This is a genomic window from Demequina iriomotensis, assembly GCF_000971395.1.
Taxonomy (GTDB): Bacteria; Actinomycetota; Actinomycetes; order Actinomycetales; family Demequinaceae; genus Demequina; species Demequina iriomotensis.
In genome coordinates this window covers 48,081-72,300 of record NZ_BBME01000020.1, presented here as the reverse complement: position 1 = coordinate 72,300, position 24,220 = coordinate 48,081, and the positions used below count along the sequence as shown (strand labels likewise).

The following is a 24,220-nucleotide window of genomic DNA, read 5'->3' as shown; positions in this document are numbered from 1 at the left end:
CCCCGGGGGTTCCCCGGGGGGTCCATGGGGGCGGGACAACGAAAGGGGTGCGCGATGCGTCTTCCTCATGTGAGAGGGATCGTCGCCGCTGCCGGCGCCGCGCTGGCGCTCGCGGCGTGCGCGGCGCCGGCCGCCCCGGAGGTGCCGCGCCCGGACCCCACGCCGTCGCAGGCCGTGGACCTCGCGGCGTCGCTCAACGAGGCCGGCCTGTCGGTGTTCCGCGCGGCCGCGCAGGACACGAACCTCGCGATCTCGCCCGCTTCGCTCGGCATCGCCTTCGGGATGCTCGACGCGGGCGCGACGGGCGCTGTGGACGATGCGCTCGACGAGCTGTTCGACTACCCCACCCCGCCGAGGGCCGCGCGCTGCTGAGCGCCTTCAACTCGCTCGACCTCGCGGTCGAGAGCGAGAAGGGCGACGGCGCCCCGGACGCGAACGGCGACACGGTGGACCTGCCGATCGTGCGGCTCGCGAGCTCCGCGTGGATCGAGGACTCGTACACGGCGGAGCCCACCTACCTCGACACGCTCGAGACCTGGTTCGGAGCCGAGGCCGCGTCGCTCCCGCTGAACTTCGATGCCGCGGGCTCGCGCCGCCGGATCGACCAGTGGGTCGAGCGCAGCACCGAGGGCCTCATCCCCACGATCCTTCCCGAGAACGTCCCGAACGCCGACACGCGCGTGATCCTCGTCAGCGCGGTCTACATGAAGGCGCAGTGGTGGCGTCCGTTCCTGCGGGAGGGGACGCACGAGGAGGACTTCCACCGCCTCGACGGCACCACCGCGCGCGCGGACCTCATGACGCAGGCACCCGACACCGACTACGTGGTCGCCGAGGACTACGACGCTGCCGTGCTGCCGTACGTCGGCGACCTCGAGATGGTGCTCATCGTCCCGCACGAGGGCCGCTTCCCCGCCGTCCGCGACTCCTTCGACGGCGAGGCGCTCGCCGCTCTCGACGCCGCCCGCACGGCGGGGCACGTCTGGCTCCGCCTGCCACGCTTCCAGACCGAGGCGACGGTCGACGTCAGGGACGTCATCGAGGAGCGGCTCGGGGTCGAGGGGTTGTTCGACACGGCCGGCCTCGACGGCATCGGCCCCGACCTCACGCTCACCACCGCGGTGCACGCCACCACCGTGATCGTCGACGAGGAGGGCACCGAGGCCGCCGGGGCGACCGCGCTGGGCGGGGACGGGGCCGGCATGCCGGAGTTCGACGCCGAGATCATCGCGGACCGGCCGTTCCTCTACGTCATCCGCGACACCACGACCGGCGCCATCCTGTTCGTGGGGCAGTACGTCGACCCCGAGGGGGCGTAGCCCGTCATACCTGGGTATCACCCCAGAAGGGTGCGAGGGGACGATGCGCGGCGCACCTCGCCGTCGATAGGTTCGCCAGCATGGACATCCAGGGGGACGAGGCGCTCGCCGTGCGGGCGCGGGGCCTGACCAAGACGTACGGCCGAGGCGACGCCACGGTGCGCGCCGTCGACCACGTCGACCTCGACGTGCCGTCCGGGGTGCTGACGGCGGTCATGGGGCCGTCCGGCTCCGGCAAGACCACGCTGGTCCACCTGCTCGCGGGCCTCGACCGCCCCGACGGCGGCCAGGTGTGGGTGGGTGACGACGAGATCACCGCGATGAAGGACAAGCACCTCGCGAAGGTACGCGGGCGCATCATCGGCTTCGTCTTCCAGGGCTTCAACCTGCTGCAGACCATGACGGCACGCGAGAACATCGTGCTGCCGCTGCGCCTCAACGGCCTTCCGGCCGACGATGCCTGGCTCGACGCGCTCGTCGACATGCTGGGGATCGGACGCGAGCTCGACCGCCGCCCCTACGAGATGTCGGGCGGCCAGCAGCAGCGCGTCGCGATCGCCCGCGCGCTCATCACCCGCCCGCGCATCGTGCTCGCCGACGAGCCCACCGGCAACCTCGACACCCACGCGAGCGCGGAGATCCTCGCGCATCTGCGGCAGTCGTGCCGCGAGCTGGGCCAGTCGGTGGTGATGGTGACGCATGATCCGACGGCGGCGTCCTATGCGGGACGCGTGCTGCTGTTCGCGGACGGCAAGGTGGCGGGCCACGTCACCGATCCCACGCCGGACTCGGTGCTCGCCGGGCTCGACGCGCTCGCAGGGGTGGAGCGGTGAGGGCCGCGGCCGCGCTGGTCGCGGGCCTGGCCGCCGCCGCGATCATGGCCGTATCGGTGCCGTGGGACATCGACAACTGCGTGGCGCCGTGCGGCATGAGCGTCGCGCCGCCGGACGTATGGACCGTCGTGGGCCTCGGGATCTACCTCGCGATCCCCGCCGCGATCCTCACGGCCGTGCTGGTCGCGATCCTCGGGATCCGTCCGACCTCCGCGAGCGAGGCCGCGGTCCGCGCCGCACTCGGCGAGGCCGCCTCCGCCGGCGTGCGCCGCGCGGCGCTCACCGGTCTGCGCGACGGCCTCGCCGTCGCCGCGGCCGTCTACTGCGTCGCGGGCGCCGCGCACGTCGCGATCGAGACCACGCACGGGTGGGACGCGTTCACCACGCACACCGACTTCTGGCTCATCCGCGCGGTCGAATGCCTCATGGCAGCGCTCGCGCTCGCGGTCGCGCATGTGCTGTCCGCGTGGCGGCCGCGCCGCTCTCCGGTCGAGCGCCTGCGGGAGGAGGCGGAGCCGCCGCGCCCGGTGCGGCGCCGTGCGATGGTCGCGACCGCGGCGATCGGTGCGGTCGCCGCGGGCGTCGTCGTCGGGCTCGCGGTCGCGCAGGACGGCCAGCCCCACTACGTGACGACCAACACCGCCGGGATCGCGTGGGCGATCGCCTTCGCCGCCTGCGCCGTGCTGGGGATCGGCGCGGTGCTGCCGTGGGCGCGGGGGGTCGCGCCGAGGTTCGTCGCGCTCGCCGCCGGGCTCGCCGACGGCATGGGGCTCTCGCGCCTCGCCGCGGTGCTCACGGCTCGCGCCTCCTCGCCCACCCGTGCGACCGGTCGCGCGGTCATGGCGGTGGGCGGGATCGCGTTCGCGATGGGCGCCGTGATGTCGGGACCCGCCGGAGTCGAGCTGTCGGATCGCGCCGTCATGGTGCTCGCCACCGACCGTGCCGCCGAGGACGTGACCGAGAGCCTCGAGGCGATCGACGGCGTCTTCGCGGTGGTGCGCGGCGAGCGGCTCTCGTCCTTCGACGCCCCGAACGCCGTGGTCGCGATCGACCCCGAGGCGCTCCGCGAGGCCGACCCCGCGCTCGCGCAGGCGCTGATCTCGCATCCGACGGCGGCGCTCTCGGGTGCGACGAACGTGCTCGACGTCACCACGGAGGCCTTCGCACCCACCGGCATCGTCCCCCTCGCTGGCGGCTGGTACAGCTACGTCGCCGAGTCCGCGGCCTCGGGACCCACGTACGGGCCCGCCTACCTCATCTACGCGGCCGAGGGCGCGGACCTCAAGGCGATCGACGGCGCCGTGAGCCGGCTCCCGGTCGGCGCCAGCCAGGTGGAGATCGGCACCCTTGCGGGCAGCGCCGGCGGGACAGGCGGCACGCTGTTCCTCCTGCTCCTGCTCACCGCCGTCTTGGCACCCGTGGCGATCGGCGCGGTGCGCGCCGGGGCGCGCGAGTCGGCGACGCTCGCGGCGCTCGGCGCCGACGCTCGCACGGTGCGAACGGCGCTCGGCGTCGAGGGCACGGTGCTCGCGGCCACCGCCGTCGCGGCCGGCGGGTCCGCCGGGGTGCTCATGGGCGCCTCGATGACCATGCTCGCCCGCGCGCGTCACTCGCTCACCGGGGTGATCACCGAGTCGTACCTCGGGGTCGCGCTCGAGAGCGTCCCGTGGGGACTGGTGGTCACGGGCGGCGTCGCGATGGTCGCGATCTACGCCGTCCTTACGGCGGTCGCCGCGATGGCGACGCACCTCGAGTCGCCGGCGGAGGCGCTGCGCGACGGGCTCGCGGGGGCGGCGCGATGACGGGGGGAACGATGCGCAACGCGGCATCCTGGGCGGTCGCGGTCGGGGGCATGGCGGCAGGCATGGTGATCCCGCCGCTGTGGCCGGGCGACGACGGGTTCGCCACGTTCATCGCGCCGGCCGAGCTCCTGGTGCCGCCGATCGTGATCGTCGTCGCGACGGTGACCGGTGTGCTGCGCGCGGCCCACCTGGTGACGCGACGCGCGGAGCTCGCCTCGCGGCGCGCGATGGGCCAGAGCCGCCGCGCGCTCCTCGCTCGCGCGGCGCTCGACGGTCTGGCCGCGGGCGCCGTCTGGGGCGTGGGGGCGCTGCTGCTCGGGTCCATCGGCCATCAGCTGATCGAGGGCTTCGGCACGGGTTCGCCGGACTGGTACGCGCTGGGCCTGCTCGGCTGGGCCTGGCTCGGCCTCGCTCTGGGCGCATGCCTGGGCTGGACGCTGGCGGCGGCCTGGGCCACGCATCGTGCACCGCGCGACGATGCGGAGGGCACCGCGCGTGCCCGCCGGCGCCGCCCGCGCTGGATCGGCGTCGCGATCGTCCTGGCGCTGGTGCCGCTGTCGCAACTCGCGATCCCGTGGACGGAGGACATGCACGGCTGGCCCGTCGGCGTGATCGCGATCGTCTCCGCGCTCGGAGCGTACGTCGCCATCCCGGCGCTGCTGCTGCGGTGGGGATCGGCGCTCGGCGTGCGGATCGCCGCGCGTGCGGCAGGTGCGCTGGCACGAGGCGCGAGCCTCGCGAGCGCGCGAGGCCTCGCCGCCGACGCGCTGGTGCGCCCCGCCCCGCTGCGGGCCGCGGCGATCGGCGCCATCGCGTTCGTGGTCGCGGTCGCGACCGGTGCCGGCGTCTGGGTGAACGGCCTGGCCGAGCGCAACGCCGTCGCGGAGTCGCTGGCGCCCGACGCCGTCGTGGCGACCGTGACCATCGTCGAGCCGCACGGCCAAGCCGGCACCGGCAAAGACGAGGGCTGGGCCCCGGCGCTGGACGCGGCGGTGGTCGCAGAGCTCGCCGCCGACGACCGCCTCGTCCTCGTGCCCGCCGCCGCGCTCACCGCCGCGCGCGGCGACACCGTCATCGCGCTCGAACCCGACGCCCTCGACGGCCTCGCGCCGCACGGCCTCCGCGCGCTCTTTCTCGACGAGGGGGTGGCGATCGGCTACGGGCTCGGCCCGGTGACGGTCGGGGAGGTCCAGGCGGAGATCGAGGCGCCCTCGGCACCCGCCCCGTTCGCCGCGGTCGAGCGCGGCTGGGCGGAGGAGACCTTCGGCGCAGCGCCCAAATCCGCGCTGCTCGTCTACCTCGCGTCGAGCGTCCCGCGCGGCGATCGCGATGAGGGCGACTCCGTCGAGGTGCTCCGCATCCTGGCGGAGCACGACCTCGGTGGCGCCGCCGTGACCCCGGTGAACGACAGCTTCGGCGGCACCGGTCGCATCGACGCCCGGGGCCTCATCACGGTCGCGGGGCCGTTCCTTCTCGGCGCGGTCGCGATCGTGGTGGTGCTCGCCGCCGCCACGCAGCGGCTGCGGGCACGGGAGCACGCGACGCTGGTCGCGCTCGGCGCGCAGGCAGCGACGATGCGCGCGGCGGCTGCGCTCGAGGCGGCCGTGGTGACCGCGGTGGGCGCCGCGCTGGGCCTGGCCGCCGGGACGGTGCTCGGCGCCGCGCTGGCCGCCCTCAACGGCGCCGGGGGCTGGGCCCTCCGGCTGTGGAACGTGGGCTTCGACCTCGCTCAGGCGCCGTGGGCGGCGCTCGCCGGGTTGGTGCTCCTGGCAGTCGCGGCGGCCGCGGGCCTGGCCGCGCTGATCCGCGTCCGGGCCGACGCGATGACCCCCGCCGAGCAGCTCCGCGAGGCGGAGAAGGAGGGAGTCGCGTGATCGGCGAGCTCATGAAGGCGCAGGCGGCCGCGCATCGCAGCTACCTGATCTCGACCGCCGCGATGCTGACGCTCGGCGTGGCGCTCGCGGGCTACGCGGCGCTCTCGGCCGCGCAGCAGGACGCGGTCGACCGGAACGCGGCTCGGGCCTTCGGGGTCGGCGGCGTTTGGTCGCGCCACGTCTACGTGCACACCTCCTCCGACGGCTCGGCCATGACCCACGAGGAGCTCGACGCCGCGCTCGACGCCGCCGACGCCGAGGGCGCGCGCAGCTCCGCGCTGCACCGCAACGTCCCGTACGGCCTGCAGGCGCCGGTGGGCGACGACGTCTGGTCGACGTGGAACCCCGCCGGGGTGCGCGGCGAGGTGGACTGGGACGCGCTCCTGCTCTCGGGTGAGGCCCCGGGCCCCGGTGAGGTCGCCGTCGAGGTCGGATGGGAGACGAGCGGAGGGCTCGCGCTCGGCGACACCATGACCGTGGTCGGGGACGTCACGACCGAGGATGGCGAGTGGACCGCCATCGAGCTCGGCACCCTGACGGTGTCCGGCTTCCTGCGTCCCGGGGCCGAGGGCCGGTACGGGATCACGCCGTTCGACGCGGTGCTGACATGGGACGACTCATGGGAGTTCTGGGACGCGTGGCTCGCCACCCAGCAGAACCTCATCGAGGACGAGTGGGGCACGAGCGCCGAGGTCGGCGCACAGCGCGTCACCCCCGCCCTCGACGCCGTCACGGGCGAGGCCTGGGACCTCTGGTTCGGCGGCAACCACCCCCAAGGGCTTATCCAGATCCTGGCCTTCACCGCCGCCGTGCTCGGCGTCGCGATGATCGGGTTGGCGTTCGCCGTGGGCCGCGCGCAGGCGCAGACGCGCAGCCGGTGGGTCGCGACCGCGCGGGCGCTGGGCGCGCGCCGCTCGGCGATCGCGGTCGCCACGGTCGCCGAGGTGGCGCTGGTCGGCCTCGCGGCGGGTGTCGCCGGCGTCGCGATCGCGTGGGGCGCCGTCGCGCTCGAGTACGCGGCCTTCGCCGGCGCGCACCCCGACGCGCTGCTTCCCGCCGGCGTCGAGGTCGCGCCGTGGGTGCTGCTCGCGATCGGCTCGCTTGGCCTCGCGATGGCCGCGATCCTCGGCGCGATCCCCGCCTTCTGGGCGATGCGCACTCCGCCCGCCGTCGCGCTCAAGCCCGAGACACCCGTGTCCGAGGCGCGGGTAGGGCCGCGCATCCGGTCGAGGTGGATCGTCGGCACGTGGGGCGCGCTGTTCGTCGCCACGGTGGCGCTCGGATGGCCGGCCGGGCTCAACGATGCGCGGCAGACGGCGCTCATCGGGCTCATCCTCGCAACGATGGCCGCGACCGTTCCCGCGCTCGTGCGCGCCGCGCGGCTGATGGTCGCAGCGACCGGACGGCGCCTCGCGCGAGGCTCCCGCCCGTGGGCGATCGCGGCCGGCGACGCCCTGACCGGACGGCCGCGCCTCGCGTCCATCCCGGCGGGGGTGATGGCGGTGGTGACCGCCGCGCTCGTCGCCGCGATGTCATGGCACCTGCTCGCGGAGTGGGGCGACGAGCTGCCCGACACCGTCGGCTGGGGGTGGCCGTGGCTCCCGCGCGCGCTGCAGGTCCCTGGCTACATCGGGCAGGCGCTCGGCGGCGACGTCTACGTCATGGTCGCCGCGCTCGGGATCGTGGCCGTGGTGCTCGCGTCGCTCGCCGCGTTCGTCGCGGCGGCCCGCGCCACGGCACCCGACGACCAGGCGAGGCGCGCGCTCGGGCTGTCCGCGGCGACCGCCCGCGCGGCGATGGCGGCACGCTTCGCGGTGCCGCTGATCCTCGGCGCGCTCCTCGGCGCGACCGCCGGGGTCGCGGGGACGCTCCTCACATATCACGGCTCGGAGATCGACCAGACGGTGCCGATCGACTTCTCGGGGACCATCGAGGCCCACTGGGTGGGTCCGGCGTGGGCCCTCGCCAACGCCGGGCACCTGCTGCTGCCGGTGCTCGCCGTCATCGCCGTCGCCTCGGCCGCGATCGCGATCGGGGCGGCGTTCACCGCTGCCCTGGTGCCCGCCGGGGAGCGCCCGCGGGTCTCGGCGTAGCGCGGGAAGGGCCTACAGGTCGAGCGGCAGCAGCGCCGAGAGGTCGGACCGCTCCCCCGAGGCGTCGACGCGGCCCGCAGCGACCGCATCGTCCCAGCGCAGGCTCCCCGTCACCAGGCCGAGCCAGGTCTGAGCGTCCATCTCGACCACGGCCGGCGGGGTCCCTCGGCGATGCACCGAGCCCTCGACCGCCTGGACCGCACCCCACGGCGGGACGCGGACCTCGAGCGAGCGCCCGGGCGCGACCGCCGCGAGCTCCTCGAGCGAGAAGCGCACGGCCATCGCCGTCATGCCGGGCTCGACGTTCCCGGCGGCGGACAACGCGGCCCACTGGGACACGGCGGCACGTCCGGCGGCGACGGGGATGCGGCGGCGGGGAGGCATGCGCTCAGCCTCCCACGGCGGCGAGCGACCGCGCGCTCGCGCCCGCGTCCTCACCCGCGCGCAACGGCGCGAGCGTGAACGCCAGCGTGTGCGGCTCGTCACCGGCCACCGTGGCGAAGGGCAGCGCGCGCTCGCCCCACGTCAGGCCCAGCCCCTGCTGCACCGCGTCGACGCTCAGGTGCACCAGCCCGTCGCTGTCGAGCTCGTGGGGATGCCCGGCCTCCTCGATCGCCGCCTCGGTCACCGGTAGCGCCGCCACCTCGAGGGGCGCGTCGCCCGCCACCACGAGCAGCCCGGCCCCGGCATCGTCCGTCACCGCCCACCACTCGACTCCGGTGTGGTTCCCTGTCGCCTGCGGCCGCACGTTGTCGAAAACCTGGTCCTCGACCGTCGAGGTCCACACGGAGGTGAGGGCGCCCGCGTCGCGGTCGCGCCACGTCTCGTGCGGACCGGCGCCCAGCCAGGTCAGGTTCCCGAGCGACGGAGGCAGCGTGAGCTCGAGACCGACCGCCGGGATCTCGAAGGCCCGCGACGTCGCGCCGAGCGTCGCCTCCACCGCGATCGCGCCGTCGCCCGTGACGGTGTAGACGACGTCCCACGACGGCCTCCCGGTGGCCGGCACCGTCGCGGAGACCCGGATCTCCGCGGCCGCCGCGGTGCCGGAGACGCCGACCGCGACGTCCTCGAGCGCCTCACCGGCGCCCTTCCACGACAGGGCGTTGTCGGTGACGCCGTTGAGCAGGTCGTTCTGCGTGGGCGCGCGCCAGAAGTCGGGGCGCCACGGCTCGGCGAGGAGCTCGGCGCCGTCCACCTCGTAGGACGTCAGCGCCCCGGTGGCCGTGTCGAAGGCGGCCGCGAAGCCGCCGCCGGTCACGGTGACGGCCTCCGCGGACTCGGCGACCTCGACGCCGCCGCGCGTGGCAGGGACCGCCGCCTCCCCGGTGTCCCACGGCATCGTCACCTGCAGCGCCGCGACCACGTGCCCCGCCGAGGCCCAGGCCGTGTCCGCGGCGAGCGCGAAGGAGACCGTGACGCGGTAGGTCGCGCCCGCGACCGGGTCCGCGGGTCTGGCGACCGGCAGGTCGACCCATCCGGTCTCCCCGGGCGCGAGCGCGACGTCCAGGTCCCCCGAGGCCACGGGCACCCCGTCCGCCTCGAGAACCCAGCTCGCGCCCAGCGCGGACAGGTCCGTGACCAGGTGCTCGTTGCGCACCTGGATCCTCCCCGCCGCGAGGTCCTCGCCCACGAGCTCGACGGGCGCGTAGACGGCGGCGAGGTCCGCCAGCTCCGGCTGCGGCACCCGGTCGGGGTTGACGATGCCGTTGAGCGTCCACGCGCCGTCCGTAGGGTAGTCGCTCCAATCGGTGCCGTACGACAGGTACGTCGAACCCGCCGCCGCATCGTCCTCCACGGGCAGCGCCGCCACGCCGCCGTCGATCGGAAGCCGGATGGACTGATCCGCCCACTGCCACACGAAGCCGCCCTGCATCTCCGGCGACGAGTCGATGACCTCCCAGAACTCCTCGATGCCGCCGAGCCCGGCACCCAGGGCGTGCTGGTACTCCGTCATGATCCACGGGCGACCGGTGGTGGTCGCGGCGCGCTCCTCGAGCGTCGAGAGGTAGGGGTAGAACACCCCGTCGATGTCGGCGACGGTGCTGTCCTCCTGGAAGTGGACCAGCCGCGTCGGGTCGGCGGCGCGCAGCCAGTCGGCGGCCTGCGCGAAGATCTCGCCCGGTCCGACCTCGTTGCCGAGCGACCACCACAGCACCGACGCGTGGTTCTTGTCGCGCTGGTACATGGCGACGATGCGGTCCATGACGGCGGCGTCCCACTCGGGGGCGCCGTCGGGGAACGGCCGCAGCGAGTGGGTCTCGAGGGCGGCCTCGTCGAGGACGTACATTCCGAGCTCGTCGGCGAGCCGGTACAGCGCGGGGCTGGCCGGGTAGTGCGCCGTGCGCACCGCGGTGACGTTGGCCTGCCGCATCGCGACGAGGTCCGCACGCGTCTGCTCCTCGGTGAGCGCCTGGCCGGTGTCGGGGTGCATCTCCGACCGGTTGACGCCCTTGATGTCGAGCGGCTGGCCGTTAAGCGTCATGAGCCCGTCGACGATGCCGAACTCGCGGATGCCCACGCGCGTCGCCACGGTCTCGACCACCTCGCCGCCGTCCAGGACCTCGTAGACGAGCGTGTAGAGGTACGGGTCCTCGGCGGACCACAGGCGCGGATCCGCGACCTCGATCGAGGACGATGCCCCGGTCGCCTCGCCCACCACGGCGCCGCCCGCATCGTGCAGCGTCACGCGGACGTCGGCGTCCCCCTCGACGTCGAGGACGGCGGAGACGGTCGCGCTCGCGAGGTCGTCCGCGACGTCCGTGGTGACCGTGTGGTCCGCGAGGTACGTGGTCGGGGTGGAGTACAGCTCGACCTCGCGGAAGATGCCGGACAGGTCGATCTGGTCCTGGTCCTCGAGCCACGAGCCGTCCGACCAGCGGTGGACCAGGACGGCGACGGTGTTGGTCCCGACGCGGGCGGCCTCGGTGACGTCGAACTCCGCCGGCGCGTACGAGTCCTCGCTGTAGCCGACCTCGACCCCGTTGACCCAGACCGTGTACGCGGACTTGACGCCCTGGAACGCGAGGACGATGCGGCGGCCGTCCCACCCGGCCGGCACCTCGACCTCGCGACGGTAGGAGCCGACCGAGTTGGCGACCTGCGGCACCTGGCCGGGAGCGAGGTCCTCGTACCCCGCCCACGGGTAGGGCTCGTTGAGGTAGACGAGGTCGCCGGTCTCGGCCTCGCCGTAGCCGTCGAGCTGCCAGTGGTGCGGCACCTCGACGGAATCCCACGCGGTCACGTCGACCGCCGGGTCCGTGAAGTCGAGGCTCGCCTCGGCGGCCGACGGCGACCACCGGAAGCTCCAGTCGCCGTTCAGCGAGAGCAGCCACGGCGAGGCCGCCTCGGCCTCGTACGCGCCGAGCTCGAGAGCCGTCGCCGCATCGGCGACGGGCACCGCGCGCGCCGCCGGGTCGAGGCGGTTCACCTCGAAGACCTCGGGCGTGCCGGACCACGGGGTGGCGTCGGGACCCGACAGCGCCGCGGCGAGCGCGAGCGCGCCCACGACCGCCGCACCCAGGGCGAGGCCCGCCCAGGCGCGACGCCTCATCGACGCGACCCGCGCATCGTGCTTACGCGAAGCGTGCGGGAAGCGGTGCCGCCCAGGCCTCGGTGAGCTCGGCCACCGGGACCTCGAACTGGCCCTGGACCTCGAGCGCGTCGCCGCCCGTGACGCCCACGCGGGCGAACGGGACGCCGCGTGCCTCGAGCATCGCGACCAGGCGCGGCTCCTCGGTGCGCGGCACGGCGAGGAGCGCGCGGCCCTGCGACTCGGAGAACAGCGCCTGCGCGGGCGTGAGGCCGTCGCGCTCGCAGACCTCGTCGAGGACGATGCGCGCGCCGACGCCATAGCGCAGCGCGCCGTAGGCCGCGGCCGCGGCGAGGCCGCCCTCGGAGACGTCGCGGGCGGCGTCGACCAGGCCGTCGCGCGAGCACGCGATGAGGATCTCCGCGAGCTCCTTCTCCCAGGCGAGGTCGAGCACCGGCGGGAGCCCGCCGAGGTGGCCGTGCGTCGAGGCGAGCTCGGAGCCGTCGAGCTCCGCGCGGGTCGAGCCCACGAGGAACAGCAGCTGGCCGTCCTCGCGCCAGCCCGACGGGGTTGCGCGGGCGACGTCGTCGAGGATGCCCAGGATGCCGACGATCGCGGTGGGGTTGATCGAGCTGTCGATGCGGCCGGGCTCGCCGGTGCCGTTGTACAGCGACACGTTGCCGCCCGTGACCGGCACGCCGAGCTCCTGGCACGCGTCGGCGAGGCCGCGGATGGCCTCCGCGAACTGCCACATCGAGTCGGGGTCCTCGGGCGAGCCGAAGTTCAGCCCGTCGGTGACGGCGGTGGGCGTGGCGCCCGCGATCGCGACGCCGCGGAACGCCGCCGCGACGGACTGGCGCGCGCCGTTGTACGGGTCGAGCTTGGTGAAGCGGTCGTTCGAGCGCGTCGCGATGGCGACGCCGCGGCCCGTGGACTCGTCGACGCGGATCACGCCGGCCGTGTCCGGTCGCGACGCCGCGGTGTTGCCCTGCACGTAGCGGTCGTACTGGTTCGTGATCCACTCGCGCGAAGCCATGTTGTCGCTCGAGAGGAGGCCCAGGAAGGCCTCGCGCATCGCGTCGCCCGTCGCCGGGAGGTCGCCCGCGAACGCATCGGCCTGGAGCCCGTCCATCCAGGCGGGACGGTGGAACGGGCGGTCGTACACCGGTCCGTCGTGGGCGACGGTGCGCGGGTCGACGTCGACGATGCGCTCGCCGTGGTGGTCGATGGTGAGGCGGCCCGAGTCGTTGACCTCGCCGACCACGGCGGACTCGATGTCCCACTTGCCGGTGATCTCGAGGAACTGGTCGAGCTTCTCGGGGGTGACGACGGCCATCATGCGCTCCTGCGACTCCGACATGAGGATCTCGCCCGCATTCAGGGTCGGGTCGCGCAGCAGCACGTCGTCGAGCCACACGTGCATGCCGCCCGAGCCGTTCGATGCCAGTTCCGAGGTCGCGCAGGAGATGCCGGCGGCGCCGAGGTCCTGGATGCCCTGGACCACGTCCGCGGCGAAGAGCTCGAGGCAGCACTCGATGAGCACCTTCTCCATGAAGGGGTCGCCCACCTGGACCGACGGGCGCTTCGCGGGCACGCCGTCCTCGAAGGTCTCGGAGGCGAGGATCGACGCGCCGCCGATGCCGTCGCCGCCGGTGCGGGCGCCGAAGAGGACCACCTTGTTCCCCACGCCCTCGGCGGACGCGAGGTGGATGTCCTCGTGCTTCATCACGCCGACGCACAGCGCGTTGACCAGCGGGTTGCCCTGGTAGCAGGAGTCGAAGCGCGCCCCGCCGCCGATGTTGGGCAGGCCGAGCGAGTTGCCGTAGCCGCCGACGCCCGAGACGACGCCGTGCACCACGCGCGCGGTGTCGGGGTGGTCGATCGCGCCGAAGCGGAGCTCGTCCATCGCGGCGACGGGACGCGCGCCCATCGCGAGGATGTCGCGGACGATGCCGCCGACGCCGGTCGCGGCGCCCTGGTACGGCTCGACGTAGGACGGGTGGTTGTGCGACTCGACCTTGAAGGTGACGGCCCAGCCGTCGCCGATGTCCACGACGCCGGCGTTCTCGCCGATGCCGACCATGAGCCGCTCCTTCATCTCAGGAGTGGTCTTCTCGCCGAACTGGCGCAGGTGCACCTTCGAGGACTTGTACGAGCAGTGCTCCGACCACATGACGGAGTACATCGCGAGCTCCGCGTTGGTGGGACGGCGGCCCAGCAGGTCACGGATGCGCTGGTACTCGTCGTGCTTGAGACCGAGCTCGCCCCACGGCTGCTCCTGGTCGGGCGTCTTCGACGCGTACGAGACGGTGTCGAGCTGGGCGGCGGTGGGCTGGAGCGCGTCGGTCATGTCGTCCTCTGAGAGCCGGCGGATACCCGGCAATCCTAGCCGCGCGCGCCCCCTCCCCTCACCCGCAGACAGCGGCAACGGAGTGGGTCCCGGTTTCCCGGCGTGTCGCCCGAAATCACGGGCGACACGCCGCCGACCCGGGACCAGCTCCGTTGGAAGTGTCGGGGCGGGTGGGGTCAGTTGGTGATGTCGGGCAGCTCGATCACGGTGTCGGGTGCGAGCAGCGCGACCGCGGCGGCGTCGCCGCACATGCTCGACCAGGACTCCGCGAGCGCCGCGTCGGCGGCGACCGACGAGTCGAGCACCCGCACCTGGAGCGTGGACGGCATCATGCCGTCCCCGCCGTGCTGCGCCGCGCCCACGGGGCCGCCGCGCAGCCCCACGGCGCTCCAGCTCAGGCCGATGCGCGGCATGGTCGCGCTCCACGTGTCCGCGAGCACCAGGCCCACCGTCGCGCCATCGGCGTCGACCACCGACGGGCACACGGTCCACAGCCCGCGGGTCTCCGGGTGGACGTAGCCCGAGACCTCGGCGTCGGCGCCCGTCCAGGCCTCCGCCTCGTAGGTCGCGAGCCGCGCGGGCCGGTCCCAGAACATCGCGGCCAGCACGATGACGAGCGCGATGCCCGCGACGGCGATGCCCGCGATCGCGGCACGCTTGGTGGGCGCCACGTCGCGCGCCCTCGCTGTAGCCCCCATGAGGGCATCCTGCACCCTGGAACCGGAATTCACCAGGCCGGACGCGCGGTTACTGGAGCGAGACGAGCGGCTCCATCGCGACATACGCGTCCGCATCGCCGCACAGGTCGATCCAGCGCTCGACCACCGCCCGCTCCTCGGGATCGGTCATGCCCAGCTCGACGCCCTCGACCTGCGCGATGTCCTCGCTGCGCAGCACGTGCCCCGAGGCCCGGTCCCGCACCTCCGTCGAGCCGCCGATGAGGAAGACGCGGGGCACCACGCCCTGGACGTGCGCCGTCCAGGTGGACGGCAGGATCACCGCGAGGCGCTCGTCCTCTACCCCACCGCGGGCGCCCGTGACGCACACCGTCCACCAGCCGTGCGTCTCGACGCGGACGTCCGACACCGGCACGCCGGCGCCGCCCAACGCGAGCTGGTGCGTCGGGGTGCGCGCCGGCGCCTCCCACAGCCCGAAGTAGGCGATGACGACCACCACCGCCGTCAGCGCCGTCCAGCCTGCTATCCGCAAGGCGCGCATGCTCCCATGATGCCTGGCCCGCTGGCCGCGCGCTCCGCCGCGTCCCGGCTTACGGTGGAAGGCGACCGCCGCAGCGGACCCTCCGCGCACGCAGGGCGAGACGGAGAGGCTCATGATCGGCACGGTGACCGAGGCGCTCATCGCCACCATCCACGAGGCGACGCCCGACCGCGGCACGTGGGTGCAGGAGCACTCCCTCGCCGCCGACGACGGGCCTCTGCCCCCGGACTCGGGCATCGTGGCGCTGGTCGGGATCGCTCCCGACGAGGGCTCGCGCGCGTTCTCGCCGGGCTTCTCGGCGTCGCGCAGCCCGGCGACGACGTCGACGCTGCGCCTCACCTACCTGGTCACCTATGCGGGACCACCGGCGGACACCGCCGCGCGCCTCGAGGACATCGTGCTCGCGCTCGAGGCCAGCCCCGTGCTCACCGCCGCCGGCAACGCGCGCCTCACCCTGCTCGCGCCGACGGCCCAGGAGCTTCACGACATCTGGGCCTCGACCGGGCTGTCGCGCCGCGCGAGCCTGCTCTACGAGGTGCGGCCGGTGACGCTCGCGAGCGCGTGATCACCTTTTTGTACATTCCTGCGTCACGAACGTACAATTCGACCGTGAGCGACGTGATCCCGGTCTCCCAGGCCCGCGCCGAGCTGCGCAGCGTGATCGAGCGTGCGCAGGAGCGTGCCGTGTTCCTCGAGCGCCATGGCGCGATCGAGGCGGTGCTCATCAGCCCACACCGGTACGAGGAGATGCTCGCCGCCCTGGAGGACGCCGAGGACATCGCCGCCGCGGACGCCGCTCTCGCGGAGCCGGGCGACTCGATCCCGTGGGAGCAGGTCAAGGCCGATCTCGGCTGGTCGTGACGTACCGGGTCGAGGTGCGGCCTGCGGCCGCCCGCTCGCTGCGACGCATCCACCCGCAGGACCAGGCGCGGTTGCGAGGCGCGATCGAGCTCCTCGCGCGCGATCCGCGTCCGCCTGCGTCACGGCGGCTCGTCGGCAGCGACTCCTACCGGGTGCGCGTCGGTGACCACCGCATCATCTATGCGATCGACGAGGGCGTGCTGGTGGTGCTCGTCCTGGCGATCGGCCACCGCCCCGAGGTGTACCGGCGCTGACGCCGCACGCTACCGGAGCGCCTCCGCGACGGCCTCCGCGAGCGCATCGGCGGCGAGCCCCGGCGCGTGGACATGCACACCCTCGGCGTCCTCCCACAGCACCCGGTCGACGCCGGGCGTCCCGCTCAGCGCGTCCGCGACCGCGTGCATGCGGGCCTCGGTGAGGGTCTCGACGATGCGCGGGTGGAGCGCGACCGTGTAGGTGTAGTCGTCAAGCCACGGCGTCTGCACCGTGACGGTCGCGTCGAACCCGTCGACCTCGATCACGCGCACCGCCAGGTCCTCGTGCTTCCCCAGCCGCTCGAGGAAGGGCGCGCGGAGGAGCAGCCCGCGGCGGTCGTCCTCGCTCAGCGGCGCATCGTCGGGCCGCGACGGGAGCTCGGAGCGCGCGGCGGCGCGCAGCGACGCGAGCACCTCGACGGTGAGCAGCCCGGGGGCCCACACCTCGAGGACGTGATGGCTGCGGAACTGGACCCGCTGGACGCCCGGCGCCGCGTCGCAGGCCCGGAGGAACCGCAGCAGCGCCGCCTCGTCGATCGCCCCGGCCGCGAGCATGACGATCGCGTGGTGCGTCGCGTCCGACGGGGTGCCCGGCGCGTGGCCGGGCCCCGCATCGTTCACCACGAGTCCGGGGTCCTCCTCGCTCAGCGGCCCCAGCGCCGCGGACGCGGCCTCGCGCGGGAGCTCGGTGGGACGTACCGCCTTGCGCAGGAAGCCGCCCGACGGGATGAAGGACTCGCGCACGTCGGCGGGGGTGTCGAAGTCCTCGTAGGACAGCTCCCCCTCGGTCGCGAACCACCGGAGCACCTCCTCGACGGCGTCCCACGCCGCCCGACCGTGACCCATCGCCGCGAGCGCGAACGGCAGCATCGCGACGGGCGGGCCGCCCGGCCCGAGCACGGGGTCCAGATACGTCGGGGATCCCTCGCGCAGGTCGAGCCCCCACGACAGCGGACGATGCGCGTCGGCCAGGCCGCCCACGTAGACGAGGACGCCATCCAGCAGCGCCGCGCCATGCATGGTCAGCTCCTGGCCCAGCTCCGAGCGGTACGCCCAGTCGGGCTTGACCGCGGAGCGGTCGCGCGCGAGGTCGCGCGCCACCCAGTCGAGCGTCGGGCGCAGCTCCGCGGCGGTGAAGTGGAGGTCATGCCCCGTCGCCTTGCGCAGCCGCGTGGCGAGGTAGGCGGCGCTCTTCGGGCTGGCCGCGAGCCACTGCTGGAACCACGCATCAGCCTCGTAGAAGCGGCGTGCGTCGCCCTCGGAGGTGAAGAAGCCCATCGGTCCAGGCTAGCCGGGGCGCACCGGCACCCGCCCGCAGGTACCCTCGCCTCACCGGAAGGAGCCACCATGACCGACGGCATCGAGCGCGAGATCCTCACCTGGCAGGGCTACGGCGACGCATCGCGCGAGCTCGCGCAGATGGTCGTCGACTCGGGCTACGAGCCCGATGTGGTGGTCGCGGTGGCCCGCGGCGGGCTGCCGGTGGGCGGCGCGATCTCGTACGCGCTCGGCACCAAGGGCGTCGGCACGCTCAACGTCGAGTTCTACACCGGCATCGACGAGCGCCTCCCCGCACCCGTGCTGCTGCCCCCGCTTCTCGACACGGACGCGATGAAGGGCCTCAAGGTGCTCATCGCGGACGACGTCGCGGACACCGGCGAGACCCTCGCCCTGGTGAAGCGGCTCATGGAGGAGCACGCCGGCGAGGTGCGCACCGTGGTGCTGTACGCCAAGTCGCACTCGGTGATCGCCCCGGACTACGTGTGGAAGCGCACGGACCTGTGGATCACGTTCCCGTGGTCGGCGCTTCCTCCCGTCACCCCCGGCAAGCCTCACCCCGAGGAGGGCTGAGCCCCGCGTCATACCTGGGTATCACCGGGGACGATGCGCGCGGACGATGCGCGCGGCGGGCGGCGCTCGCTAGCGTGACCGCCATGCGGGGGAACAGCTCGATCCAGATCGCGCTCATGCGCGAGCAGTGGCGCGCGCAGCGCCGGTACACGATCACGGCGGGCGTGCTGGTCGCTCTCGCGACGGCGCTCGCGGCCTTCGCGACGACGTCGTGGGGAACGCGCGCGGCCACCGACGCGCAGATCGCCGCGACGGACGGCTGGACGGGCGACAACGTCGCCGTCGTGGGTGTCTGGACCGACGGCATCGGGATGATCGACGGCGAGGAGATCGAGCTCACCGCGGTCGACGATGCGGACCGTCTCGCGCACATCGTCCAGGAGGCCTCGCGCGATGGCGTCGAGGTGTCGCGCATCGCCTCGGTCCACGTCGAGCTCGCCGAGGACGCCGACGGCGGCCTCACCATCGTCCGCGCCGCGAGCTCCGCCACGCTCGACGACGCGATCTACCGAGGGTTCTTGCCCGAGGCGGGCGAGATCGCGCTGATGACCACGTACGCGACCGAGCTCGGGGTCGGGATCGGCGACACCGTCACGGCGCTGAGCGTGCCGCGCGAAGGCGTCTCGGAGGCCGAACCGGTGTCGCTGAAGGTGTCGGGGCTCACCCGTTCGGCCCCCGACGACGGGGTGGCGATCGCCCCCGCGGGAATCGTCACGGAGGCCGACCTGGTCACGCTCGCCGCGCTCGGGGGTCTCATGCCCGCGAGCAACGCGGAGGGCGGGCGCACCGGGTACTACGACGTCGCGCTCACGTGGGACGGCCCGCCGCTCCCGGCGCTCGAGGAGAGGATGCTCTTCACCGCCGCCGAGGGCGGGTCCGCGTGGACCACGTTCGCCACGATGCCGGAGCAGGCGGCCTTGCTCGGCGCCGGCACCTTGGCGATGGTCGCCGTCGCGGTCGCCCTCGCGGCAGGCCGCGCGCAGGGCGACGTCCGCACGCGGTGGGTGGCGACGGCGCGCGCGCTCGGTGCAACGAGGCGTGACGTGGTCCTCGCCGGCCTGACCGAGGGCGCGGTCGCGGGGGTGGCCGCGGGAGTGATGGGACTCTCGGTGGGCTGGGGGGTCGAGGCCGTGATCTACGGCGCGTACCGTGCCCAGAGCCCCGACGCGTACGGCCCGCTGGTCGCGGTGATCCCGCTCGGTTACGCCGTGGCGCTGCTCGCCTCCGCGGTCGCCGTCAGCGCCGCCATCGCGCTGGTTCCAGCGCTGTGCGCGGCGCGCGTGACGCCCAGCGCCGCGCTCGCGCCTCAGCCGCCTCGCGCCAACGAGGCACGCACACCGCGCGTGCAGGGCGTCGTCGGAGTGCTCCTCGCGGCGCTCGCCGTGACCCGTCTGGATGCCGCCGCGTCCTCGCGCAGCTGGGGAACGTGGTGGTCGCATGGCGTCCTGCCCGCGGCGCTCGTCGTGCTCGCGGCGCTCACCCTGGTCGGCCTCGTCGCGATCACGCGCACGGCGCTGATGCGGCTCGGCGCCGCGCTCGGCCGCTCCAACCGGCCTTCGTTCGTGTTGGCCGGCCATGGCCTGGGCACGTCGCCCATGGGAGCCGCGGCGGCGATCGCGGGCACGGTGACGGCGTTCCCGGGTGCCGTGCTCGTGCTCGGCATCGCCTCCCATGCGCTGGCGTGGTCGAGCGCGTTCACCGATGTGCTCACCGTGTGCGGCGGCGTCGCTGCCATCGCCGTGACCGCCGGCGCGATCGTCGGCCTGGCCGCATGGACCACGCGGGCCGGTGCGCTCACAGAGGCCGCGACCACCGGCGCGCTCGGTCTCGACCGTCACGGCAGGCAGATCGTCGCGATCGCGCGCACGGCCGCGCCCATGCTGATCGGCTCGTTGCTGGGGCTCGCGGCCGGGCTCGTCTACGGCGCCTTCCGCCTCGAGCCCGGCGCCGCCTCCGTCGCGCTCGCCCTGGGCCTGACCGTGGTGGGAGCCCTCGGGCTGCTCGCCTGCTGCGCGGCGGGCGCGGGGATCGCGTCTCTCCTCGCCGCGCGCGGCGTGGACGCACGCTCGCCGCAGGAGGCCGCGCGGCTCGCGCGCTGAGCCGTCAGCCGTGCATCTGCGCGAGCTGGATGAGGTTGCCGCACGTGTCGTCGAGCACCGCGACCGTGACGGGGCCCATGTCGGTCGGGGGCATCGTGAACTCGACCCCGAGCTCGACCAACCGGGCGTGCTCGGCACGCACATCGTCCGACGCGAACTGCGCGGCGGGGATGCCGTCCTCGCGAAGGGCCGCGCGGTACGGCCCCACCGCACGATGCCCGGAGGGCTCGAGCAGGAGCTGCACCGCATCGTCCCCCGGTGCCCCCACCGTGAGCCAGCGGTCCTCGCCGCCGAGCGGGACGTCCGCGCGCACCTCGAAGCCGAGCACGCGCGTGTAGAAGTCGAGGGCCTTCGTCTGGTCGTCGACGAAGACGCTGGTGAGGTGGATGCGGATCATGGATCCACCCTAGGCATGGACCTAGACTGACGCGCATCCCCACCCGAGAGGACCGCCATGACCTACGCCGGAGACCTGACGCCGCACGAGGCCTGGAAGCTGCTCGAGGACCAGCCCGAGGCGATCCTGGTCGACGTCCGCACCGAGGCGGAGTGGCGGTTCACAGGCGTGCCGGACGCCTCGACGCTGGGCCGTCAGGCCGCGCTGATCGAGTGGGTCACCTACCCGACGATGCAGCGCAACCCGGGCTTCCTCGACCAGCTCCAGGCGACCGGCGTGGAGCCGGGTCAGCCGATCGTCTTCCTGTGCCGTTCCGGCGCGCGCTCCATCGGCGCCGCCGAGGTCGCGACCGCCGCGGGCCTGGGCCCGGCGTACAACGTCCTCGAGGGCTTCGAGGGCGCCACCGACGAGCACGGCCACCGCGGCTGGCAAGGCTGGAAGGGCGCGGGCCTCCCCTGGCACCAGGGCTGACCCCCCTCACCCGTCACCTTCCCGACAGCCGTCGGCCACCCGCCCGTCACCGCGCGTTCAGACGCGCTCACTAGCGTCGCGCCTGCTAGGTCCTTCGACTCGAACAGGGTGGCACGATGCACAGGCGCTCACGCGCGACCGCGACCGCGGCTCTCGCACTGGTGGCAGGGGGCGTCGTCGCCCCGATCGCGACGGCGGCGGAGCTGCCGTCGATCGCGATCAACGAGGTGGAGTCGAGCGGCGGCAGCCCCGGCGACTGGATCGAGCTCACCAACACGGGTGAGACCGCGGTCGACGTGTCCGGCTGGATCCTCAAGGACGACAACGATGCGCGCACGCTCGCGATCCCCGCAGGCACCTCGCTCGCTCCGGGCGGCTTCCTCGCGATCGACGTGGACGTCGAGGGCGGCTTCGGGCTCGGCGGCGCGGACGCGGCGCGGGTGTTCCTGCCGGACGGCACCACGCTGGTCGACTCGTACGGCTGGGCCTCGCACGCGGCGCAGACCTACGGACGCTGCCCCGACGGCACCGGCGCCTTCGTCGACACCGCATCGTCCACCAAGGGCGCCGTGAACGACTGCCCGGTCACCGTGACCCCCGCGAGCGCGCTGCGCATCAACGAGGTCGAGTCCTCGGGTGCGGACGCCGTGCTGGGCGGCGCGGACTGGATCGAGCTGGTCAACGTCGCGGACGCGCCGCTCGACGTCAACGGCGTGGTGGTCGCGGACTCGAAGGACGAGTCGCAGGTCACCCTCGCCGGCCTCGACCCGATCCCGGCAGGCGGCTTCCTCACGCTGGTCGGCGACGTCGACTTCACGTTCGGCCTGGGCAAGGGCGACAGCGTCCGGCTCTTCGACCCGGGGACCGCCGACACGGCGGCCGCGACGCCGTTCGAGGCGTACACGTGGGGCGACACCCACGCGGCGCAGACCTACGGGCGCTGCCCCGACGGCACCGGTGCCTTCGTCGACACCGCCGCCCCGACCCCGGGCGCCGCGAACGCGTGCGCGGGCACCCTGCCGGAGGAGCCCGTCGACGAGCCCGCCGAGCTCTCGACCTCGCTCGCGATCAACGAGGTCGAGTCCAACGGCGACGACACGGACTGGGTCGAGGTCATGAACCTCACCGCCGCCCCGATCGACATCTCCGGGTGGGCGATCAAGGACAACGACGACGGCCGCACCGACGTGGTGCCTGCGGGCTCGGTGGTCCCGGCCGGCGGCCTGCTCGTCATCGACCAGCAGTCCGCGACCTACCCCGAGGGCTTCACGTTCGGCCTGGGCAACGGCGACGCCTTCCGCCTCTACGACCTCGCGGGCACGCTCGTCGCGGCGACCACGTGGTCCACCCACGCGCTCGTGTCCTGGTCGCGTTGCCCCGACGGCACGGGCGACTGGATCGACGCGGCCTTCTCCTCGAAGGGAGCGCCCAACTCCTGCTCGCTCCCGGTCCGCATCAACGAGGTCGAGTCCAGCGGCGACGCGAGCGACTGGGTCGAGCTCATCAACCTGGGCGCGACCGAGGTCGACCTGGGCGGCGCGGTCCTCAAGGACTCCGACGACGGCCACGCGCTGACGATCCCGGCGGGGACGATGCTCGGGGCGGGCGCCGTCGCCGCGGTCGACGTGCTCGACTTCGGGCTCGGCGGGGAGGACGAGGTGCGCCTCTTCGACGCGTCGGGCGCGCTGCTCGACTCCTACGCGTGGACCGCCCACGCTGGCACCACCTACGGCCGCTGCCCCGACGGCACGGGCGACTTCGAGACCACCGCATCGTCCACCAAGGGCGCGCCGAACGACTGCGCGGGCCTCGCAGCGGCGCTCGCGTGGCCCGGCGGCGCCGACGTCGCGCCTCTCGACGACGAGGCGACCTTCGGCGGCGACCTGTCCGGCGTCGACTTCGCCGACGGCACGCTGTGGGCCGTGCAGAACGGCGACGGGCTCCTCTACCGGATGACCCCCGCGGGCGAGGTCACGGGCGAGTGGACGCTCGCGTACCCCGGGGGCGGCGGGATCGTCGACGCCGAGGGCGTGCACGCCGCCGCCGACGGCGCGGTCTACGTCTCGTCGGAGCGCGACAACTCGGCGAGCTCGGTGAGCCGTCCCGCGGTCCTGCGGTTCGAGCCGGTCGGCGCCTCGGGCACCCTGGTCGCGACCGCCGAGTGGAACCTCGCGGCGGACTTCCCCGGCCTTGCCGCCAACGGCGGGCTCGAGGGCGTCACGTGGATCCCGGACGCCTGGCTGGTCGCCGGCGGCCTGGTCGACGAGTCGACTAGCGCCGCCTACGCGCCCGCCGCGTACGCGGGGCACGGCGACGGGCTGTTCGTGGTCGGCGTCGAGGGCACCGCGAGCGCGTACCTCTACGCGCTGAACGCCGACGGCTCGTTCGCGCGGGTCGCGACGATCCCCACCGACGAGGTGGCGTTCTCCCTGGTGGCCGACGTGCAGTTCGATGCCGAGCGCGACCAGCTGTGGGTGGTGTGCGACGAGGCCTGCGACGGCCGCATCGCTGCGTACACGCTGGTGGACGGCGTCTTCTCCGCGAGCGCGCTGTACGAGCGGCCCGCCGGCATGGCGAACATCGCCAACGAGGGCTTCGCGGTCGGCGACGCGACGCTGTGCGTCGACGGCGCCGTGCCCACGTACTACGCGGACGATGCGGACACCGACGGCTTCTCGCTGCGCGCCGGCACGCTGCCGTGCGCGGCGGGCGGGTCGGACGGCGGGTCGGACGGCGGGTCGGACGGTGGGTCGGACGGTGGGTCGGACGGTGGGTCGGGCGGCGACCCCGACCCCGGCACCGGCACCGGCACCGGCACCGGCACCGGCGACGACGATGCGTGGGAGCCCATCACCCTCGCGGGCCCCGGCTCGGTGGTCGCGGGCGGGACCATCACGGTCGGGCTCGGCTCGGCGTGGGCCGGCGAGCACGCCGCGTCCTGGCTGCACTCCGACCCGGTGCTGCTCGGGACCACGGTCGCAGACGCCGCAGGCGACCTCGCCGTCACCATCCCGTCCGCCACCGAGGCGGGCGACCACACGCTGTACGTGTACGCCGCCGACGGGACGCTCATCGGCACCCTCGCGCTCGAGGTCACCGCCGCCGCGCTGTCCTCGACGGGCGCCGACGTCGACGCCGCGATCGCGCTCGCCCTCGCGCTGCTGGTGACGGGCGGCGTGCTCCTCGAGCAGAGGCGGCGCGCGCGCCGCTGACGCGCATCGTCCGCCCCGGACCCGGCCGAGCACGAGCTGCTGCTCGCGCGAAGCGGG

General features: G+C 74.2%; 20 protein-coding genes. 13 read left to right on the top strand and 7 right to left on the bottom strand.

What is annotated here, in order from left to right:
• Nucleotides 1-54: 54 nt before the first annotated feature.
• The 6 genes from AOM09_RS15285 to AOM09_RS13645 all read left to right on the top strand — a co-directional run bounded on the left by AOM09_RS15285 (nt 55) and on the right by AOM09_RS13645 (nt 7,921).
• Nucleotides 55-372, top strand: coding sequence for a serpin family protein (locus AOM09_RS15285; RefSeq protein ID WP_169747667.1), 318 nt, complete (start codon nt 55-57; stop codon nt 370-372).
• Nucleotides 373-446: 74 nt separating this feature from the next.
• A complete protein-coding gene (locus AOM09_RS13665) occupies nt 447-1,319 on the top strand; it encodes a serpin family protein (RefSeq protein WP_062389642.1) in 873 nt (290 codons plus the stop codon).
• Between the two features lie 80 nt (nt 1,320-1,399).
• Complete coding sequence (locus AOM09_RS13660; RefSeq protein WP_062389640.1) at nt 1,400-2,152, top strand: ABC transporter ATP-binding protein; 753 nt, start codon at nt 1,400-1,402, stop codon at nt 2,150-2,152.
• Entirely contained in the window at nt 2,149-3,954 is a 1,806-nt protein-coding gene (locus AOM09_RS13655; protein ID WP_062389638.1) for a hypothetical protein, read from the top strand. The genes AOM09_RS13660 and AOM09_RS13655 overlap by 4 nt, the downstream gene beginning before the upstream one ends.
• Nucleotides 3,955-3,965: 11 nt before the next feature.
• Entirely contained in the window at nt 3,966-5,828 is a 1,863-nt protein-coding gene (locus tag AOM09_RS13650; protein ID WP_062389635.1) for an FtsX-like permease family protein, read from the top strand.
• Entirely contained in the window at nt 5,825-7,921 is a 2,097-nt protein-coding gene (locus AOM09_RS13645) for an FtsX-like permease family protein (protein WP_062389632.1), read from the top strand. The genes AOM09_RS13650 and AOM09_RS13645 overlap by 4 nt, the downstream gene beginning before the upstream one ends.
• Nucleotides 7,922-7,933: 12 nt before the next feature.
• Here AOM09_RS13645 and AOM09_RS13640 read toward each other — a convergent pair whose 3' ends face one another.
• The 5 genes from AOM09_RS13640 to AOM09_RS13620 form a co-directional block, all read right to left on the bottom strand.
• The gene (locus tag AOM09_RS13640) at nt 7,934-8,305 is read right to left on the bottom strand and encodes a sterol carrier family protein (RefSeq protein ID WP_062389629.1); all 372 of its coding nucleotides are present in this window, start codon (nt 8,303-8,305) and stop codon (nt 7,934-7,936) included.
• A gap of 4 nt (nt 8,306-8,309) precedes the next feature.
• Nucleotides 8,310-11,471 carry a glycoside hydrolase family 2 TIM barrel-domain containing protein gene (locus AOM09_RS13635; RefSeq protein WP_062389627.1) on the bottom strand — a complete coding sequence of 1,054 codons (3,162 nt, stop codon included), beginning with the start codon at nt 11,469-11,471 and terminating at the stop codon, nt 8,310-8,312.
• 22 nt (nt 11,472-11,493) lie between these two features.
• Nucleotides 11,494-13,800 carry a phosphoribosylformylglycinamidine synthase subunit PurL gene (gene purL, locus AOM09_RS13630; RefSeq protein ID WP_062389624.1) on the bottom strand — a complete coding sequence of 769 codons (2,307 nt, stop codon included), beginning with the start codon at nt 13,798-13,800 and terminating at the stop codon, nt 11,494-11,496.
• A gap of 176 nt (nt 13,801-13,976) precedes the next feature.
• Nucleotides 13,977-14,498 carry a hypothetical protein gene (locus tag AOM09_RS13625; protein WP_156162382.1) on the bottom strand — a complete coding sequence of 174 codons (522 nt, stop codon included), beginning with the start codon at nt 14,496-14,498 and terminating at the stop codon, nt 13,977-13,979.
• Between the two features lie 49 nt (nt 14,499-14,547).
• Nucleotides 14,548-15,018, bottom strand: a complete 471-nt coding sequence (locus AOM09_RS13620) for a hypothetical protein (protein WP_156162381.1) — start codon at nt 15,016-15,018, stop codon at nt 14,548-14,550.
• Nucleotides 15,019-15,130: 112 nt separating this feature from the next.
• Here AOM09_RS13620 and AOM09_RS15280 point away from each other — a divergent pair, with 112 nt between their 5' ends.
• Genes AOM09_RS15280 through AOM09_RS13605 form a run of 3 tightly spaced genes read left to right on the top strand, consistent with a single transcriptional unit; the run spans nt 15,131 to nt 16,133 of the window.
• Nucleotides 15,131-15,583, top strand: a complete 453-nt coding sequence (locus tag AOM09_RS15280; RefSeq protein WP_062389617.1) for a Pvc16 family protein — start codon at nt 15,131-15,133, stop codon at nt 15,581-15,583.
• A 44-nt stretch (nt 15,584-15,627) separates the two neighbouring features.
• Nucleotides 15,628-15,879 (top strand): type II toxin-antitoxin system Phd/YefM family antitoxin, encoded by a 252-nt coding sequence (locus AOM09_RS15275; protein WP_228375153.1) that lies wholly within the window; start codon nt 15,628-15,630, stop codon nt 15,877-15,879.
• Nucleotides 15,876-16,133 carry a type II toxin-antitoxin system RelE family toxin gene (locus AOM09_RS13605; RefSeq protein WP_062389614.1) on the top strand — a complete coding sequence of 86 codons (258 nt, stop codon included), beginning with the start codon at nt 15,876-15,878 and terminating at the stop codon, nt 16,131-16,133. Before AOM09_RS15275 ends, AOM09_RS13605 begins: the two co-directional genes overlap by 4 nt.
• 9 nt (nt 16,134-16,142) lie before the next feature.
• Here AOM09_RS13605 and AOM09_RS13600 read toward each other — a convergent pair whose 3' ends face one another.
• Nucleotides 16,143-17,411, bottom strand: a complete 1,269-nt coding sequence (locus AOM09_RS13600) for a hypothetical protein (protein ID WP_062389611.1) — start codon at nt 17,409-17,411, stop codon at nt 16,143-16,145.
• A 69-nt stretch (nt 17,412-17,480) separates the two neighbouring features.
• Between AOM09_RS13600 and AOM09_RS13595 the strand changes: the two genes are divergently transcribed.
• Both AOM09_RS13595 and AOM09_RS13590 read left to right on the top strand, forming a co-directional pair.
• Nucleotides 17,481-17,984, top strand: a complete 504-nt coding sequence (locus AOM09_RS13595; RefSeq protein WP_062389608.1) for a phosphoribosyltransferase — start codon at nt 17,481-17,483, stop codon at nt 17,982-17,984.
• Nucleotides 17,985-18,067: 83 nt separating this feature from the next.
• On the top strand, nt 18,068-20,083 hold the full coding sequence (locus tag AOM09_RS13590; RefSeq protein WP_156162380.1) for an FtsX-like permease family protein: 2,016 nt from the start codon (nt 18,068-18,070) through the stop codon (nt 20,081-20,083).
• 4 nt (nt 20,084-20,087) lie between these two features.
• Here the strand turns inward: AOM09_RS13590 and AOM09_RS13585 are convergent, their stop codons facing one another.
• Complete coding sequence (locus AOM09_RS13585) at nt 20,088-20,480, bottom strand: VOC family protein (protein ID WP_439645001.1); 393 nt, start codon at nt 20,478-20,480, stop codon at nt 20,088-20,090.
• Nucleotides 20,481-20,537: 57 nt separating this feature from the next.
• On the opposite strand from AOM09_RS13585, the gene AOM09_RS13580 reads away from it, so the two are divergent.
• Nucleotides 20,538-20,951: a rhodanese-like domain-containing protein gene (locus AOM09_RS13580; RefSeq protein WP_062389602.1), complete on the top strand. Its 414-nt coding sequence runs from the start codon at nt 20,538-20,540 to the stop codon at nt 20,949-20,951.
• Between the two features lie 116 nt (nt 20,952-21,067).
• The gene (locus tag AOM09_RS15595; protein ID WP_062389599.1) at nt 21,068-24,163 is read left to right on the top strand and encodes a lamin tail domain-containing protein; all 3,096 of its coding nucleotides are present in this window, start codon (nt 21,068-21,070) and stop codon (nt 24,161-24,163) included.
• Nucleotides 24,164-24,220 lie beyond the last annotated feature (57 nt).